The sequence below is a fragment of the Pseudomonas sp. YuFO8 genome (assembly GCF_035065025.1).
GTDB classification, from domain to species: Bacteria; Pseudomonadota; Gammaproteobacteria; order Pseudomonadales; family Pseudomonadaceae; genus Aquipseudomonas; species Aquipseudomonas putida_AE.
The window spans coordinates 1-17814 of record NZ_JAXDEQ010000019.1; the positions used below are offsets into that span (position 1 = coordinate 1).

Below are 17814 nucleotides of genomic sequence, written 5' to 3' on the forward strand. Positions count from 1 at the left end.
CGACTCATAAGTGGCAGTAAAAACCGACGGGATCAACCTGGCTCTGCACGGGCAGGTGCTGTAGCTGTCCAGCGAGCCCGCCACGATCCTGCCATGACTGTTGATGTAGGAGACGCCTCCCACGATCTTGTAGGTTTCGTCGTTTTTCCCGCAGGAAACACGGTCGCCTTCACGCGCATGGGCGATGCCAAACATCATGACGCGTGTGTCGGCTTCCAACACCTTGCCGCCGCAAGTGGTGTCGTCACCCAGGCGAATGAAATGTCCTTTGGCCATTTTTGATCTCCCTCTCTGCTGGCGCCCCAGTTATGAAAAGCGCACCACTGTTAACCATCGATAAGCCGACTCGGGATGAGTGGCTTAACGCAAAGTACGTGGACAGAGAGGAAACTCAAGATGGTCGAGAAAATCAGGAAAGATCCCACAAGCCGTGCAGAAAAAGCCGACGAAAATGGAGAAAGGACAAACACCAATTCGTGCTTGGTTCGTAAAAAAAATCAATAAAATAGACATTAGTAACTTATCGCCCTTCCATCATCTTCTCGCCACCAACGCATTACTCATCGAAGTCAGATAATTGGATACGGTAAGGGGGCTTACTCGGGATCGGGCTTGTTCGCCGGTGTCCGAGCGGGCGGGGAGCGAGGGCTGAGGCTTAGTGTTTGAGGCCTGTGGGGTGTGGGTGGCTTGCGAGGGTGGTAGCTGATTCAGCATTGATGTTGGCTGGGCTGGCGTTTTCGCGAGCAGGCTCGCTTGTATGTTTAGACTTGAAGGGGTGGGTGGGTTTGGGGGCAGCTTCAGCATTTTCGGTGGTCGGGCTGGCGCTATCGCCAGCAGGCTGGCTCCCACAGGGGTTTTGTGTGGTGGCCGGGATTTGGGACTGGCCTCGAGTTTTTCGGGGCTTTTTAGTATTTGGGCCTGGGAATGCCTTCGGTTTACAACGAAAAAAATGGACAGCTCGCTCAATCTGAACGACTCAGTGAGGTCCACAACAACTGCGCCGCATACCCCCGATACGGCCGCCACCCTTCAGCCCGCGCCAACAAATCCCGAGCCGTCACCGCCCCACCCTCCAATGCCGCCAGCGCATTGATCAACCCCACATCCCCATTCGGCAACCCATCCATCTCCCGTAACTGCCGCAGAGCGATGTACTGCGCCGTCCAGTCACCAACCCCATACAACGCCAGCACCCGCTTCACACCACCCTGCCGACCAGGCTCAAACAATAAAGGATCATCAAGCAACGCCTGAGCCACGCCCGACAACGTGCGGCCACGGCTTTTCGGCATTCCCAACGTCGCAAGGTCCGCCGCCGCCAACACCGTCGCCTCGGGAAACACATGGGTCAAGCTGCCATGCGCCGAGGTCAGTGGCGCGCCGTACTGCGCCACTAGTTTCCCAGCCAGCTTGATGGCCGCACCCACAGTAATCTGTTGCCCCAACACCGCACGAATCGCCAGTTCCAGGCCATCCCACGTCCCCGGCACGCGCAGCCCCGGATGGTGTGCAATCAGGCCTGCCAGCAGTGGATCGAGCGCCAGGTGCCGTTGCATGGTGATGAAGTCAGCATCCAGATCAAACATCCGCCGCAGCCGGGCGACGATCTCGGGTATGGCACTCGCATCGGGAAAGTCGAGGGTCAGTTCCAGTGAGTCTGCGGTCGCAGGCTTGATCGAGAGTGTGCCGTGAACCCCGTTCAAGCCGATGCTGCGCGAGTAAGTGCCGTCGACCACCTGTTCCATTCCGGCAATCGCCCGCGCCGACAGAAACCCCAGCATGGCCGGCCAGTCATAGGGCGGCTCGAACGCCAGCAGCAACTTCACAGCCGCAGCACCCCGCTGTACAGCCCATACGCCGCCAACCCGGCACCGCAGATGACGCAGGTAAAGATGCCCTTTTCGATGGTGGTGAACAAAGGCTTGCCCTGTTCATGCCTGGCCTTGGCGAACAGGATCACACCCGGCGCATAGAGCAACGCCGAGAGCAGCAGGTACTTCAAGCCGCCGGCATACAGCAGCCACACCGCGTAGCTCAGGGCGACGCCGCCGATCAGCAGGTCTTTGGTCCGTTCGGCGGAGGCGTGTTCGTAGGTTTCGCCGCGCCCGCTCAACAGCACCGCATAAGCCGCCGACCACAGGTAGGGCACCAGGATCATCGACGAGGCGAGGTAGATCAGGCTGGTGTAGGTGCCGGCGGAGAACAGGGTGATCAGCAAGAACAGCTGGATCATCACGTTGGTCATCCACAGCGCATTGACCGGCACATGGTTGGCGTTTTCCTTGGTCAGGAACGCCGGCATGGTCTTGTCCTTGGCCGTGGCGAAGAGGATTTCGGCGCACAGCAGCGCCCAGGACAGCAATGCGCCCAACAGTGAAATCCCCAGGCCGATGCTGATCAGCAACGCGCCCCACGGGCCGACGATATGCTCCAGCACCGCGGCCAGCGACGGGTTCTGCAAGGTGGCCAGTTCCGGCTGGCTCAGGATGCCCAGTGACAGCACGTTGACCAGCACCAGCAGCGCCAGCACCCCGAGAAAGCCGATGACCGTGGCCCGGCCCACGTCCGCACGTTTCTCGGCGCGCGCCGAGTAGACGCTGGCGCCCTCGATGCCGATGAACACGAACACCGTGACCAGCATCATGTTGCGTACCTGGTCCATCACGCCGCCGAAACTCGGGTTGCTGCGTCCCCAGATGTCGCGGGTAAAGACGTCCGCTTTAAAGGCTACGGCGGCGATCACGATGAACATGATCAGCGGCACGATCTTCGCCACGGTCGTCAGCAGGTTAATGAAGGCTGCTTCCTTGATCCCGCGCATCACCACGAAGTGCACCGTCCACAGCAGCACCGAGGCACAGGCGATGGCGACCGGGGTGTTGCCTTCGCCGAACACCGGAAAGAAAAAACCCAGGGTGCTGAACAGCAAAACGAAGTAACCGACGTTACCCAGCCAGGCGCTGATCCAGTAGCCCCAGGCCGAAGAAAAGCCCATGTAGTCGCCGAAACCGGCCTTGGCGTAGGCGTACACCCCCGAATCCACTTCCGGTTTGCGATTGGCCAGGGTCTGGAACACGAAGGCCAAGGTGAGCATGCCGACAGCAGTAATTCCCCAGCCGATCAATATCGCACCGGCGTCGGCCTTGGCCGCCATGTTCTGCGGCAGGGAAAAGATCCCGCCGCCAATCATCGACCCCACCACCAGCGCGATCAGTGCGCTAAGGCGTAGCTTTTGCGTCGATTGCGACATGCCTGTGTCTCCGTTTCCCAGGGGCGGCAGTCGCCGCGAAATCGTCACATATCCTGCGTTTACTGAATGGATGAAGCGTAATGACGTTTATTGGATAACGCCAACGAACATCCCTTCAACTGCGGAATATGACCGAAAAGGGTCCCATATAATTTTTCGCTTTATAAATACTTTTTAGTAAGGAAATTCAGTTCTAACAACCCATGACGAAAATTTGCGGATTGCAAAAAACGAACTAGCTTCATAAGTCGCAGGGAATGCGAAAAAGTTTCAACAAAAAATCAACGAGGCCTCTGGAACAAGCATTACAGGCTGTGGCCTTGTGCGAGCTAATCATTCAGTTATTAACAATGGAATGTAGACCTGTACTGATCTAAGTCAGCCCACCGTTCGGCTGGCGGACTTAGTCTGCTGTCTCACTTCTCCTGCAATGGAGTCACGGAATGTCTGAAGCTCCCGGAAAACTCAAACTCGGCGCGCTGGTTGCATTGGTCGTCGGTTCGATGATTGGTGGCGGCATCTTTTCCCTGCCGCAGAACATGGCGGCCAGTGCCGATGTCGGCGCCATTCTGATTGGCTGGGCGATCACCGCTGTCGGCATGCTCACCCTCGCCTTTGTGTTCCAGACCCTGGCCAACCGCAAACCCGACCTGGACGGCGGGGTCTACGCCTACGCCAAGGCCGGTTTCGGCGACTACATGGGTTTCTCTTCGGCCTGGGGTTACTGGATCAGTGCCTGGCTGGGCAACGTCGGTTACTTCGTGCTGCTGTTCAGCACCCTCGGTTACTTCTTCCCGGTATTTGGCGAGGGCAATACCGTCGCCGCCGTGATCGGCGCATCCGTGTTGCTGTGGGCCGTGCATTTGCTTGTATTGCGGGGGATCAAGGAAGCGGCGTTCATCAACCTGGTGACCACGGTCGCCAAGATCGTACCGCTGATCCTCTTTGTGCTGATCGCGATTTTCGCCTTCAAGCTGGACATTTTCACCGCCGACATCTGGGGCATGAAGAATCCGGACCTGGGCAGCGTGATGAACCAGGTGCGCAACATGATGCTGGTCACCGTGTGGGTGTTCATCGGCATTGAAGGCGCGAGCATTTTCTCGGCGCGCGCGGAAAAACGCAGCGATGTGGGTAAAGCCACGGTGATCGGCTTTATCACCGTGCTGCTGATCCTGGTGCTGGTGAACGTGCTGTCGCTGGGCATCCTGACCCAGCCGGAACTGGCCAAGCTGCAGAACCCGTCGATGGCCGCCGTGCTGGAACACGTGGTGGGCCAGTGGGGGGCGGTGCTGATCAGCGTCGGCCTGATCATCTCGTTGCTCGGTGCGTTGTTGTCCTGGGTGCTGCTGTGCGCGGAGATCATGTTCGCCGCCGCCAAGGACCACACCATGCCGGCGTTCCTGCGCAAGGAAAACGCCAACCAGGTACCGGTCAACGCCCTGTGGCTGACCAACGCCATGGTGCAGATCTTCCTGGTCATCACGCTGTTTTCCGCCAGTACCTACCTGTCGCTGATCTACCTCGCCACCTCGATGATCCTGGTGCCGTACCTGTGGTCGGCGGCGTACGCCCTGCTGTTGGCCGTGCGCGGCGAAACCTATGAAGGCGCGGCGGGTGAGCGCCAGAAGGACCTGATCATTGGTGCCGTGGCGCTGATCTACGCGGTCTGGCTGCTGTACGCCGGCGGCGTCAAATACCTGCTGCTCTCCGCCCTGCTCTATGCCCCCGGCGTGATCCTGTTCGCCAAGGCCAAGCTGGAACTGAAGAAACCGGTTTTCACCAATGTCGAGAAGCTGATTTTCGCCCTGGTGGTCGTCGGCGCCCTGGTGGCGGCCTACGGTCTCTACGACGGCTTCCTGACCCTGTAACACGACTGTCTTGCCATCTGGAGGTTCACTGAAATGACCACGGAAAAAGTTAAGTACGGCGTCCATTCCGAAGCCGGCAAACTGCGCAAAGTCATGGTTTGCTCACCCGGCCTGGCCCATCAGCGGCTGACCCCGAACAACTGCGACGAACTGCTGTTCGATGACGTGCTGTGGGTGGCCCAGGCCAAGCGCGACCATTTCGATTTCGTCACCAAGATGCGCGAGCGCGGTGTCGATGTGCTGGAAATGCACAACCTGCTGACCGACATCGTCGCCATCCCCGAAGCCCTGGACTGGATTCTTGAGCGCAAGATCACCGCCGACTCGGTGGGCCTGGGCCTGATCAATGAAACGAGTTCGTGGCTGCGCAGCCTGGAGCCGCGACATATCGCCGAGTTCTTGATTGGCGGTGTCTCTGCCGATGATCTGCCGGACAGTTTCGGCGGCAAGACCATCCAGATGTTCCGTGAATTCCTCGGCCACTCCAGCTTCATCCTGCCGCCACTGCCCAACACTCAATTCACCCGCGACACCACCTGCTGGATCTACGGTGGCGTCACGCTCAACCCGATGTACTGGCCGGCGCGTCGCCAGGAAACCCTGCTGACCACCGCCATCTACAAGTTCCATCCGCAGTTCACCAACGCCGAATTCGAAATCTGGTACGGCGACCCGGACAAGGACCACGGCAGCTCCACCCTGGAAGGCGGCGACGTGATGCCGATCGGCAACGGCGTGGTGTTGATCGGCATGGGCGAACGCTCATCGCGCCAGGCCATCGGCCAACTGGCGGTGGAGTTGTTCAAGAAAAAAGCCGTGGAGAAAGTCATAGTCGCCGGCCTGCCGAAATCCCGCGCGGCGATGCACCTGGACACCGTGTTCAGTTTCTGCGACCGCGATGTGGTGACCATCTTCCCGGAAGTGGTGAACCAGATCGTCGCCTTCACCCTGCGTCCCGATGAAAGCAAACCGGGTGGCATCGACATCCGCCGCGAAGAAACCAACTTCCTCGACACCGTGGCCCAGGCCCTCAACCTCAAGGCCCTGCGCGTCGTCGAAACCGGCGGCAACAGTTTCGCGGCCGAGCGCGAGCAGTGGGACGACGGCAACAACGTGGTGGCCGTGGAACCCGGGGTGGTCATCGGCTACGACCGCAACACCTACACCAACACCCTGCTGCGCAAGGCCGGGGTGGAGGTCATCACCATCAGCGCCGGCGAACTCGGTCGCGGTCGTGGCGGCGGTCACTGCATGACCTGCCCGATCATCCGCGATCCGATCGACTACTAACCCATCAGCCTTGGCCCGCACTGACCCAGTGCGGGCCAACGGGATACCCGACACCTTAGGAGATCCAAAATGGCGTTCAATATCCATAACCGCAATCTGCTGAGCCTGGAACACCACACGCCTCGCGAATTGCGTTACCTGCTCGACCTGTCCCGCGATCTCAAGCGCGCCAAGTACACCGGCACCGAACAGCAACACCTCAAGGGCAACAACATCGCGCTGATCTTCGAAAAAACCTCGACCCGCACCCGCTGTGCGTTCGAAGTCGCGGCCTATGACCAGGGTGCCAACGTCACCTACATCGACCCGAACTCCTCGCAGATCGGCCACAAGGAAAGCATGAAGGACACCGCCCGCGTGCTCGGGCGCATGTACGACGCCATCGAGTACCGTGGCTTCAAGCAGGAAATCGTCGAGGAGCTGGCCAAGTTTGCCGGCGTCCCGGTGTTCAACGGCCTGACCGACGAATATCACCCGACGCAAATGATCGCCGACGTGCTGACCATGCGTGAACACGCCGACAAGCCGATCCACGAGATCAGCTACGCCTACCTTGGCGATGCGCGTAACAACATGGGCAACTCGCTGCTGCTGATCGGCGCCAAGCTGGGCATGGACGTGCGCATCTGCGCGCCGAAAGCCCTGTGGCCTCTGGACGACCTGGTGGCCCGCTGCAAGAAGTACGGCGAAGAAAGCGGTGCGCGCATCACCCTCACCGAAGACCCGAAAGCGGCGGTCAAGGGCGTGGATTTCATCCACACCGACGTCTGGGTGTCGATGGGCGAGCCGGTGGAAGCCTGGGCCGAGCGCATCCAGCAACTGCTGCCGTATCAGGTGAATGCCGAACTGATGAAAGCCACCGGCAACCCGCGCACCAAGTTCATGCACTGCCTGCCGGCGTTCCACAACAGCGACACCAAGGTCGGCAAGCAGATTGCCGAGCAGTACCCGAACCTGAAGAACGGCATCGAAGTGACCGATGACGTTTTCGAGTCGCCGGCCTGCATCGCCTTCGAGCAAGCGGAGAATCGCATGCATACGATCAAGGCGATTCTGGTGTCGACCCTGGCTGACCTATAACGGCCCACTCGGCTCCCACTGAAGGACCTGGGTCAATGTGGGAGCTGGCCTGCCGGCGATGGCAGCGCCGCGGTGCATCTGACCGACCGCGGCGATCCCATCGCGAGCAGGCTCGCTCCCACAGGGATCAGGGTTCCATCGACAGACCGAGTCGCCCGCTTACTTCTCTTCTAGAAGGACATGCACCATGCGTATCGTCGTTGCTCTGGGCGGTAACGCCCTGCTCCGCCGGGGTGAACCCATGACCGCGGACAACCAGCGCGCCAATATCCGGATCGCCACCGAGCAGATCGCCAAGATCCATGCCGGCAACCAACTGGTCATCGCCCACGGCAATGGCCCGCAAGTCGGCCTGCTGTCGCTGCAGGCGGCGGCCTACACCTCGGTGTCGCCTTACCCGCTGGACGTGCTCGGCGCCGAAACCGAAGGCATGATCGGCTACATCATTGAACAGGAACTGGGCAACCTGCTGGACTTCGAAGTGCCCTTCGCCACCCTGCTTACCCAGGTCGAAGTCGATGCCAACGACCCGGCCTTCCAGAACCCGACCAAACCCATCGGCCCGGTCTACACCAAGGACGAAGCCGAAAAACTGGCCGCTGAAAAAGGCTGGGCCATTGCCCCCGATGGCGACAAATATCGCCGTGTGGTCGCCAGCCCCAAACCCAAGCGCATCTTCGAAATCCGCCCGATCAAGTGGCTGCTGGAAAAAAACAGCATCGTGATCTGCGCCGGCGGTGGCGGCATCCCCACCATGTACACCGCGCCCGGCAAGCTTGAAGGCGTCGAAGCGGTGATCGACAAGGACCTGTGCTCGGCGCTGCTGGCCGAACAGCTTGAGGCCGATCTGCTGGTGATCGCCACTGACGTCAACGCCGCGTTTGTCGACTTCGGCAAACCGACCCAGAAAAGCATCACCCAGGCGCACCCGGACGAAATGGAAAAACTCGGCTTCGCGGCCGGCTCCATGGGACCGAAAGTGCAGGCAGCCTGCGAATTCGCGCGCCATACTGGAAAGGTCGCGGTGATCGGCTCACTCGCGGATATCGAAGCGATCGTCCAGGGCACCGCCGGCACGCGCATCAGCACGGCAACACCTGGTATTACCTACTCGTAAGGAGAGACGCCCATGGCACAGTTTGAGCCAGGTCACTTGCACATTGAGCGTCATGCGCTGACACCGGACGATGTCAGCTACAACGTGCACCTCGACTATGAAGTCAGCAAGAATGACAAAGGTGAAAAAGGCATCCAGTTCACCATGCATGGCAGCCTTCAGGGCAAGGACATGACAGAGACCTTTTTCCTGCCCAAGGAGGAGGCCTACAACTTCGCCCGGGATGTGACGAGAATTGCCGAGAAGTACGGAATTCCGAAATCACACAGCCAGATCGGCTCGGTGCACAAGCATTACGATCTGATGTTTGAAGACATCCGTGAGCAGTTGAATATGAAATCCGGCGACCCGGTGAACCCCGAGCACTTCGAATAACCCACGTACCCTTGTGGGAGCGGGCTTGCTCGCGAAGGCGGTGTGTCAGTCACAATCAATGTCGAATGTCAGACCGCTTTCGCGAGCGAGCCCGCTCCCACAGGGATCATCGCTGACCTGAAGTCCTGCGCCGGATTTCACCTTACCCCCTGCTCCAAGGCATACTTGCCACCCTCCGCACGCCAGAACCCAAAACCGCCCCATGCGTATCCACGTCAGCTTCATCGATCGAGTCGGCATCACCCAGGAAGTCCTGGCCCTGCTCGGTGGACGCAATCTCAACCTGGATGCGGTGGAAATGGTCCCGCCCAACGTCTACATCGATGCACCGACCCTGAGCCCGCAAGTGCTCGAGGAACTGCGCGATGCGCTGCTGAGCGTGCGTGGCGTGCAAGCGATGACCGTGGTCGACATTCTTCCCGGACAGCGTCGGCACTTGCAGCTCGATGCACTGCTTGCGGCGATGACCGACCCGGTGCTGGCGCTGGACAGTGCCGGCAAGGTGTTGCTGGCCAACCCGGCGTTGATTGCCCTGTACGGCCGCGAGCCGGCCGGTGAAAGTATCGCCGAGCTGTTTGCCGACCCGGCGCTGCTCGATGCGTTGCTCGAACAGGGCTTTCGCCTGCCGCTGCGGGAAATCACCCTCAACGGCCAGACGTTGTTGCTGGACGCCACGCCCATCACTGACGCTGGCGCCCTGCTGACCCTGTATCAACCGAACCGCATCGGCGAACGCCTCTCGGCATTGCACCACGATCACGCCGAAGGTTTCGATGCGCTGCTGGGCGAGTCGCCGGTGATTCGCACGCTCAAGGTGCGCGCGCAACGGGTGGCGGCCCTCGATGCGCCCCTGTTGATCCAGGGCGAAACCGGCACCGGCAAGGAGCTGGTGGCCCGGGCTTGCCATGCTATCAGTGCACGGCACAGTTCACCGTTCCTGGCATTGAATTGCGCGGCATTGCCGGAAAACCTCGCCGAAAGCGAGCTGTTCGGCTACGCCCCCGGCGCTTTCACCGGCGCGCAACGGGGCGGCAAGCCGGGGCTGATGGAACTGGCCAACCAGGGCACGGTGTTTCTTGACGAGATCGGCGAGATGTCACCGTACTTGCAGGCCAAGTTGCTGCGTTTCCTCAACGATGGCAGCTTCCGTCGGGTGGGCGGTGATCGTGAGGTAAAGGTCAATGTGCGGATTCTCAGCGCGACCCACCGCGACCTGGAAAAAATGGTCAGCGAAGGTTTGTTCCGCGAAGACCTGTTTTACCGCCTCAATGTGCTCAATGTCGAAGTCCCGCCCCTGCGCGAACGGGGCCAGGACATTTTGCTGCTGGCCCGTTATTTCATGCAGCAGGCCTGTGCACAGATCCAGCGCCCGGTCTGCCGCCTGGCACCGGGCACTTACCCGGCGTTGCTCGGCAACCGCTGGCCGGGCAACGTGCGGCAACTGCAAAACGTGATCTTCCGTGCCGCGGCCATTTGCGAAAGCAGCCTGGTGGACATTGGCGACCTCGACATCGCCGGCACCTCGGTGGCGCGCCAGAGCGACCACGAAATCGACAGCCTGGAACAGGCCATGGATGAGTTCGAGAGGACCCTGCTGGAAAAGCTTTACGTCAGCTATCCCTCGACGCGGCAACTGGCTAACCGCCTGCAGACCTCGCATACCGCCATCGCCCATCGACTGCGCAAGTACGGCATTCCCAATAAGCCGTAATCCTCGGACCTGAAATAGCTCTCCCTGCCAATACAAACCTATGTGGGAGCCAGCCTGCTGGCGATAGCGGTCTTACAGACAACAGTGATGTTGAATGTGAGGGCCATATCGCCAGCAGGCTGGCTCCCACAGGTTTTGAGTCCGGCATGGAATCTTCTCTCCAAAAGCGACCTCCACCTGTACTGAAAGCGCTACAGCGGAACGATATCGCTACACCCCTCTGCGACCAGCCCTGCGCAAGGCTTTGATCCCCTTCAGCTTTTTTCTTCTGCCGCAGCTGTAGCGATTTCGCTACACTCCACGCATCTGGCCGCACCACAAAATAATCTAACTTATTGTTTTATAACAATAAAACAAGATTGGCCGCGTTCTTGCTTAGTAACCCTCCATAAATCAGGGCATTGCCCCAGCCTTCAATCGCGTCCACCAGACGAGTCTGGCCCCCTTAGGAGTTTCCATGAGCGAGTTGCGTTTTACTGAAGATCACGAATGGCTGCGCACCGAAGCTGACGGCAGCGTCACCGTCGGCATCACCGCTTTCGCGCAGAACGCACTGGGCGACGTGGTTTTCGTACAACTGCCGGAGCTGCAGTCCTACGACAAAGGCGCAGAAGCCGCCACCGTGGAATCGGTAAAAGCCGCCAGCGGCGTGTACATGCCACTGGACGGAGAAGTGCTGGAAGTGAACCCGGCGCTGGACGCCAGCCCTGAGCTGGTCAACGAAGACCCGCTGGGCGAAGGCTGGTTCTTCCGCTTCCAGCCTGCTGACGCTGCCGCTGTCGGCCAACTGCTGGATCAGGACGCCTACGACCGCCTGATCAAAGCCCAAGCCGAAGCCTGAGGAGCCCGCCATGACTATCAATCTCAGCACTGCCAACGAATTCATCGCCCGCCACATCGGCCCCCGCGCCGGTGACGAGCAGGCCATGCTCAACACCCTCGGTTTCGATTCCCTCGAAGCCCTGAGCGCCAGCGTCATCCCCGACAGCATCAAGGGCACCAGCGTGCTCGGCCTGGAAGACGGCCTGAGCGAAGCCGACGCCCTGGCGATGATCAAAGGCATCGCCGGCCAGAACCAACTGTTCAAGACCTTCATCGGCCAGGGTTACTACGGCACCCACACGCCGTCGCCGATCCTGCGCAATCTCCTGGAAAACCCGGCCTGGTACACCGCCTACACCCCGTACCAGCCGGAAATTTCCCAGGGCCGCCTCGAAGCCCTGCTGAACTTCCAGACCCTGATCAGCGACCTCACCGGCCTGCCGATCGCCAACGCCTCCCTGCTCGACGAAGCCACCGCCGCCGCCGAAGCCATGACCTTCTGCAAGCGCCTGAGCAAAAACAAGGGCAGCCACCAGTTCTTCGCCTCCGTGCATTGCCACCCGCAGACCCTCGACGTGCTGCGCACCCGTGCCGAGCCGCTGGGCATCGACGTGGTGGTCGGCGACGAGCGCGAACTGACGGACGTGACGCCGTTCTTCGGCGCCCTGCTGCAGTACCCGGCGAGCAACGGTGACGTGTTCGACTACCGCGAACTGACCGAGCGCCTGCACGCCGCCAACGCCCTGGTGGCCGTGGCCGCCGACCTGCTGGCCCTGACCCTGCTGACCCCGCCGGGCGAATTCGGCGCCGACGTGGCCATCGGCAGCGCGCAACGTTTCGGCGTGCCGCTGGGCTTCGGTGGCCCGCACGCGGCCTACTTCTCCACCAAGGACGCGTTCAAGCGCGACATGCCGGGGCGTCTGGTCGGTGTCTCGGTCGACCGTTTCGGCAAGCCGGCCCTGCGCCTGGCGATGCAGACCCGCGAGCAGCACATCCGCCGCGAGAAGGCCACGTCGAACATCTGCACCGCGCAGGTGCTGCTGGCCAACATCGCCAGCATGTACGCCGTGTATCACGGTCCGAAGGGCCTGACGCAGATTGCCCAGCGTGTGCATCACCTGACTGCGATTCTGGCCCAAGGCCTGAAAGCGATCGGTCTGAACGTCGAGCAAGAAAACTTCTTCGACACCCTGACGGTGAACACCGGCGCGCAAACTGCCGCCCTGCACGACAAGGCCCATGCCCAGCAGATCAACCTGCGCGTGGTCGATGGCGATCGCCTGGGCCTGTCCCTGGATGAAACCAGCACCCAGGCCGATGTGGAAACCCTGTGGGCGCTATTCGCTGCTGGCAAGACCCTACCGGACTTCGCTGCGCTGGCTACTGCTGTTGAAAGCACCATTCCAGCCGCCCTGGTGCGCCAGTCGCCAATCCTCAGCCACCCGGTGTTCAACCGCTACCACTCGGAAACCGAGCTGATGCGCTACCTGCGCAAGCTCGCCGACAAGGACCTGGCCCTCGATCGCACCATGATCCCGCTGGGCTCGTGCACCATGAAACTCAACGCCGCCAGCGAAATGATCCCGGTGACCTGGGCTGAATTCGGCGCCCTGCACCCGTTCGCCCCGGCCGAGCAAAGCGCCGGCTACCAGCAACTGACCGATGAACTGGAAGCGATGCTCTGCGCCGCCACCGGCTACGACTCGATCTCGCTGCAACCGAACGCCGGTTCCCAGGGTGAATACGCCGGCCTGCTGGCCATCCGCGCCTACCACCAGAGCCGTGGCGAAGACCGCCGCGACATCTGCCTGATCCCGTCCTCGGCCCACGGCACCAACCCGGCCACCGCGCAGATGGCCGGCATGCGTGTCGTGGTCACCGCCTGCGACGCCCGCGGCAACGTCGACATCGAAGACCTGCGCGCCAAGGCCATCGAGCACCGCGAACACCTCGCCGCGCTGATGATCACCTACCCGTCGACCCACGGCGTGTTCGAGGAAGGCATCCGCGAAATCTGCGGCATCATCCACGACCACGGCGGCCAGGTGTACATCGACGGCGCCAACATGAACGCCATGGTCGGCCTGTGCGCCCCGGGCAAGTTCGGCGGCGACGTGTCGCACCTGAACCTGCACAAGACCTTCTGCATTCCTCACGGCGGTGGCGGCCCGGGCGTCGGCCCGATCGGCGTCAAGTCGCACCTGACCCCGTTCCTGCCAGGCCATGCGCAAATGGCACGCAAGGAAGGCGCGGTCTGCGCGGCACCGTTCGGCAGCGCGAGCATTCTGCCGATCACCTGGATGTACATCCGCATGATGGGCGGCGCCGGTCTGAAGCGTGCTTCGCAGCTGGCAATCCTCAACGCCAACTACATTTCCCGTCGCCTGGAAGAGCACTACCCAGTGCTGTACACCGGCAGCAACGGCCTGGTCGCGCATGAATGCATCCTCGACCTGCGCCCATTGAAAGACAGCAGCGGCATCAGCGTCGATGACGTGGCCAAGCGCCTGATCGATTTTGGCTTCCACGCCCCGACCATGTCCTTCCCGGTGGCCGGCACCCTGATGATCGAGCCGACCGAAAGCGAATCCAAGGAAGAACTGGACCGCTTCTGCGACGCCATGATCCGCATCCGCGAAGAAATCCGCGCAGTGGAAAACGGCACGCTGGACAAGGACGACAACCCGCTGAAGAACGCTCCGCACACCGCGGCGGAATTGGTCGGCGAGTGGTCGCACCCGTACAGCCGTGAGCAAGCGGTTTACCCGGTAGCGTCGCTGATCGAAGGCAAATACTGGCCGCCGGTCGGTCGTGTGGACAACGTCTTCGGTGATCGCAACCTGGTCTGCGCCTGCCCATCGATCGAAAGCTACGCTTAAACGAATAGGGGGCGGGTTTACCCGCCCCCACTTCCACGAACACCGCTCCCCCCTGTAGGAGCTGGCTTGCCAGCGAAGACGGAATATCAGCCGACACAACTGTTGCCTGACACACCGCCTTCGCTGCGATGCGGCGACCCGACAAGCCAGCTCCTACAGGATCTCCACAAGATTTTCGCCAATTCCTATAACAAGAAACCGGAGAACAACCATGTCGTTAAGCGTGTTCGACCTGTTCAAGATTGGCATCGGCCCCTCCAGCTCCCACACCGTCGGCCCGATGCGCGCAGCTGCGCGTTTCGCCGAAGGTCTGCGCCGTGAAGGGCTGCTGCAAGCCTCCGCCTGCGTCAAGGTCGAGCTGTACGGTTCGCTCGGCGCCACCGGCAAGGGCCACGGCAGTGACAAGGCTGTGCTGCTCGGCCTGGAAGGCGAACACCCGGACACCGTGGATACCGAAACCGTCGCCGCCCGCTTGCAAGCAATTCGCGGCAATGGTCGCTTGAACCTGCTCGGCGAACACAGCATTGCGTTCAATGAGAAAGAACACCTGGCGATGATCCGCAAGCCCTTGGCCTATCACCCCAACGGCATGATCTTTCGCGCCTTCGATGCTGCCGGCCTGCAAATCCGCAGCCGCGAGTACTATTCGGTCGGCGGTGGTTTTGTCGTCGATGAAGACGCCGCTGGCGCCGACCGCATCGTCGAAGACGCCACCCCCCTGACCTTCCCGTTCAAAAGCGCCAAGGACCTGCTCAGCCACTGCACCACCTACGGCCTGTCCATCAGCCAGGTGATGCTGACCAATGAAAGTGCCTGGCGCCCGGAAGCGGAAACCCGCGCCGGCCTGCTGAAAATCTGGCAAGTGATGCAGGACTGCGTCGCCGCCGGTTGCCGCAACGAAGGCATCCTGCCCGGCGGTCTCAAGGTCAAGCGCCGGGCGGCCGCGCTGCATCGGCAACTCTGTAAAAACCCCGAATCGTCACTGCGCGATCCCCTGTCGGTACTGGACTGGGTCAACCTGTACGCCCTGGCGGTCAACGAAGAAAACGCCAACGGCGGGCGCGTGGTGACAGCCCCGACCAACGGCGCAGCCGGAATCATCCCGGCGGTCCTGCATTACTACATGCGTTTCATCCCCGGCGCGAACGACGACGGGGTGGCGCGCTTCCTGCTGACCGCTGCGGCCATCGGCATCCTGTACAAGGAAAACGCCTCGATCTCCGGCGCCGAAGTCGGCTGCCAGGGCGAAGTCGGCGTGGCCTGCTCCATGGCGGCGGGCGCCCTGTGCGAAGTGCTGGGCGGCACCGTGCAGCAAGTGGAAAACGCTGCGGAAATCGGTATGGAACACAACCTCGGGCTGACCTGCGACCCGATCGGCGGGCTGGTGCAAGTCCCTTGCATCGAGCGCAACGCCATGGGTTCGGTCAAGGCCATCAATGCCGTGCGCATGGCCCTGCGCGGCGACGGGCAGCACTTCGTGTCCCTCGACAAGGTCATCCGCACCATGCGCCAGACCGGCGCCGACATGAAAAGCAAATACAAGGAAACCGCCCGTGGCGGTTTGGCGGTCAACATTATCGAGTGCTGATGCGCGCTCATCTGCACACTTCTCCAGGAGTTGAATATGTCCACCGAACAACTGTTGAAAACACCGTTGCACGCCCTGCACATCGAACTGGGCGCGCGCATGGTGCCGTTCGCCGGCTATGACATGCCGGTGCAATACCCGCTGGGTGTGATGAAAGAACACCAGCACACCCGCGAGCAGGCCGGCCTGTTCGATGTCTCGCACATGGGCCAGATCCGCCTGACCGGCGCCAATGCCGCCAAGGCCCTGGAAACCCTGGTGCCCGTGGACATCATCGACCTGCCAGTGGGCATGCAGCGCTACGCGATGTTCACCAACGAGAGCGGTGGCATCCTCGACGACCTGATGGTCGCCAACCTGGGCAACGACGAACTGTTCCTGGTGGTCAATGCCGCGTGCAAGGACCAGGACCTGGCCCACCTGCGCAAGCACATCGGCGACCAGTGCACTATCGAGCCGCTGTTCGAAGAACGCGCCCTGCTCGCCCTGCAAGGTCCGGCCGCCGTGACCGTGCTGGCACGTCTGGCGCCAGAAGTGGCAAAGATGACCTTCATGCAGTTCGCCCGCGTGAACCTGCTGGGCGTGGACTGCTTTGTCAGCCGCTCGGGTTACACCGGTGAAGACGGTTTTGAAATCTCGGTTCCTGCCGCCAGCGCCGAAGCCCTGGCCCGAGCCCTGTTGGCCGAGCCTGAAGTGGCGGCCATCGGCCTCGGCGCGCGTGACTCGCTGCGCCTGGAAGCCGGCCTGTGCCTGTACGGCCACGACATGAATACCGAGACCACCCCGATCGAAGCCAGCCTGTTGTGGGCCATCTCCAAGCCACGTCGTGCCGACGGTGCGCGCGCCGGTGGCTTCCCTGGCGCTGAAAATGTATTCGCCCAGCAACAAGGCGGTGTTACCCGCAAGCGCGTTGGCCTGCTACCGCAGGAACGCACCCCGGTGCGCGAAGGCGCGGAAATCGTCAACGAAGCCGGCGAGATCATCGGCAGCGTGTGCAGCGGCGGCTTCGGACCGACCCTGGGCGGCCCGTTGGCCATGGGTTACGTCGACAGCGCCTACATCGCCCTCGACACACCGGTATGGGCAATCGTCCGTGGGAAAAAGGTGGCTTTGCTTGTAAGCAAAATGCCATTTGTTCCACAACGCTACTATCGCGGCTGATTGACTGTTCCTATAAGTAACGCGGTTGCGCTTACACTGCACTAATGTGTAACGCAACCGCCATAAAATAGTGCATCGTTTGGCTCTAAGCTTCGATTATGAACTTTGCTTATAACGATCGAAAACATTTGAACGCCGCCAGTGCATAAGCCCGGGCTAGTTGTCAGGGGTGGCAGGAACCTGAGCAAATCCGGGGCTTCCAGAGGGCTTGTTTTTTCTCCCGTAGTTGGCGTAGAGTTTGTTCACTGTGTTTGCATGGGTCGCTTGGAATCGTGACCTGGGCAGTAGCCTACAAGTTAGCTACATCCCGTTCGACGTCTTCTTACTCTCCTGCAACCAGCCCCAGTACTCTTTCATGAGAAAGAGACTGTCATTAATTTTTTGCGTCAAAGGAAATAAGAAATGTCCCAACGTCAGAGCGGTACCGTCAAGTGGTTTAACGACGAGAAAGGTTTTGGTTTTATCACTCCTGAAAGCGGTCCGGATCTGTTCGTGCATTTCCGCGCCATCCAGGGCAACGGCTTCAAGAGCCTGAAAGAAGGCCAGAAAGTGACTTTCGTCGCCGTGCAGGGCCAGAAAGGCATGCAGGCTGACGAAGTACAAGCAGAAGCCTAATCTTCTGTAACGAAAAAGCCCCTGATGGTGACATCAGGGGCTTTTTTGTGCGCGT

14 protein-coding genes are annotated in these 17814 nt (G+C 60.9%); 11 read left to right on the top strand and 3 right to left on the bottom strand.

Features of this window, described 5'->3' with window-relative positions; genetic code table 11:
• The 3 genes from SOP95_RS17845 to arcD (SOP95_RS17855) form a co-directional block, all read right to left on the bottom strand.
• Positions 1-276 (bottom strand): PAAR domain-containing protein (locus SOP95_RS17845; protein WP_323607796.1); only part of this gene is annotated, 276 nt, incomplete at its 3' end.
• 686 nt (positions 277-962) lie between these two features.
• Positions 963-1826, bottom strand: coding sequence for a DNA-3-methyladenine glycosylase family protein (locus SOP95_RS17850; RefSeq protein ID WP_323607797.1), 864 nt, complete (start codon positions 1824-1826; stop codon positions 963-965).
• On the bottom strand, positions 1823-3250 hold the full coding sequence (gene arcD / locus SOP95_RS17855) for an arginine-ornithine antiporter (RefSeq protein WP_323607798.1): 1428 nt from the start codon (positions 3248-3250) through the stop codon (positions 1823-1825). Before arcD (SOP95_RS17855) ends, SOP95_RS17850 begins: the two co-directional genes overlap by 4 nt.
• 443 nt (positions 3251-3693) lie before the next feature.
• On the opposite strand from arcD (SOP95_RS17855), the gene arcD (SOP95_RS17860) reads away from it, so the two are divergent.
• The 11 genes from arcD (SOP95_RS17860) (at position 3694) to SOP95_RS17910 (ending at position 17759) form a co-directional block, all read left to right on the top strand.
• Positions 3694-5121 (top strand): arginine-ornithine antiporter, encoded by a 1428-nt coding sequence (gene arcD / locus SOP95_RS17860; RefSeq protein ID WP_274078119.1) that lies wholly within the window; start codon positions 3694-3696, stop codon positions 5119-5121.
• A gap of 33 nt (positions 5122-5154) precedes the next feature.
• Entirely contained in the window at positions 5155-6411 is a 1257-nt protein-coding gene (gene arcA, locus SOP95_RS17865; protein ID WP_323607799.1) for an arginine deiminase, read from the top strand.
• Positions 6412-6480: 69 nt separating this feature from the next.
• Positions 6481-7491, top strand: coding sequence for an ornithine carbamoyltransferase (locus SOP95_RS17870; protein ID WP_274078117.1), 1011 nt, complete (start codon positions 6481-6483; stop codon positions 7489-7491).
• 187 nt (positions 7492-7678) lie between these two features.
• Positions 7679-8608 carry a carbamate kinase gene (gene arcC, locus SOP95_RS17875; protein ID WP_323607800.1) on the top strand — a complete coding sequence of 310 codons (930 nt, stop codon included), beginning with the start codon at positions 7679-7681 and terminating at the stop codon, positions 8606-8608.
• Between the two features lie 12 nt (positions 8609-8620).
• Complete coding sequence (locus SOP95_RS17880) at positions 8621-8983, top strand: DUF5064 family protein (protein WP_274078115.1); 363 nt, start codon at positions 8621-8623, stop codon at positions 8981-8983.
• 202 nt (positions 8984-9185) lie between these two features.
• Positions 9186-10694: a sigma-54-dependent transcriptional regulator gene (locus SOP95_RS17885; RefSeq protein WP_323607801.1), complete on the top strand. Its 1509-nt coding sequence runs from the start codon at positions 9186-9188 to the stop codon at positions 10692-10694.
• 457 nt (positions 10695-11151) lie between these two features.
• Complete coding sequence (gcvH, locus tag SOP95_RS17890; protein ID WP_180204325.1) at positions 11152-11535, top strand: glycine cleavage system protein GcvH; 384 nt, start codon at positions 11152-11154, stop codon at positions 11533-11535.
• A 10-nt stretch (positions 11536-11545) separates the two neighbouring features.
• A complete protein-coding gene (gcvP, locus tag SOP95_RS17895) occupies positions 11546-14395 on the top strand; it encodes an aminomethyl-transferring glycine dehydrogenase (protein WP_323607802.1) in 2850 nt (949 codons plus the stop codon).
• A gap of 211 nt (positions 14396-14606) precedes the next feature.
• Complete coding sequence (locus tag SOP95_RS17900; protein ID WP_323607803.1) at positions 14607-15983, top strand: L-serine ammonia-lyase; 1377 nt, start codon at positions 14607-14609, stop codon at positions 15981-15983.
• Between the two features lie 36 nt (positions 15984-16019).
• On the top strand, positions 16020-17144 hold the full coding sequence (gene gcvT / locus SOP95_RS17905) for a glycine cleavage system aminomethyltransferase GcvT (protein WP_274074372.1): 1125 nt from the start codon (positions 16020-16022) through the stop codon (positions 17142-17144).
• A gap of 402 nt (positions 17145-17546) precedes the next feature.
• Positions 17547-17759 (top strand): cold-shock protein, encoded by a 213-nt coding sequence (locus SOP95_RS17910; RefSeq protein ID WP_003175786.1) that lies wholly within the window; start codon positions 17547-17549, stop codon positions 17757-17759.
• Positions 17760-17814 lie beyond the last annotated feature (55 nt).

Coding starts and splice junctions, on each gene's coding strand:
- arcD (WP_323607798.1), bottom strand. CDS start 3,250: ATGTCGCAATCGACGCAAAAGCTACGCCTTAGCGCACTGATCGCGCTG.
- arcD (WP_274078119.1), top strand. CDS start 3,694: ATGTCTGAAGCTCCCGGAAAACTCAAACTCGGCGCGCTGGTTGCATTG.
- arcA (WP_323607799.1), top strand. CDS start 5,155: ATGACCACGGAAAAAGTTAAGTACGGCGTCCATTCCGAAGCCGGCAAA.
- SOP95_RS17870 (WP_274078117.1), top strand. CDS start 6,481: ATGGCGTTCAATATCCATAACCGCAATCTGCTGAGCCTGGAACACCAC.
- arcC (WP_323607800.1), top strand. CDS start 7,679: ATGCGTATCGTCGTTGCTCTGGGCGGTAACGCCCTGCTCCGCCGGGGT.
- SOP95_RS17880 (WP_274078115.1), top strand. CDS start 8,621: ATGGCACAGTTTGAGCCAGGTCACTTGCACATTGAGCGTCATGCGCTG.
- SOP95_RS17885 (WP_323607801.1), top strand. CDS start 9,186: ATGCGTATCCACGTCAGCTTCATCGATCGAGTCGGCATCACCCAGGAA.
- gcvH (WP_180204325.1), top strand. CDS start 11,152: ATGAGCGAGTTGCGTTTTACTGAAGATCACGAATGGCTGCGCACCGAA.
- gcvP (WP_323607802.1), top strand. CDS start 11,546: ATGACTATCAATCTCAGCACTGCCAACGAATTCATCGCCCGCCACATC.
- SOP95_RS17900 (WP_323607803.1), top strand. CDS start 14,607: ATGTCGTTAAGCGTGTTCGACCTGTTCAAGATTGGCATCGGCCCCTCC.
- gcvT (WP_274074372.1), top strand. CDS start 16,020: ATGTCCACCGAACAACTGTTGAAAACACCGTTGCACGCCCTGCACATC.
- SOP95_RS17910 (WP_003175786.1), top strand. CDS start 17,547: ATGTCCCAACGTCAGAGCGGTACCGTCAAGTGGTTTAACGACGAGAAA.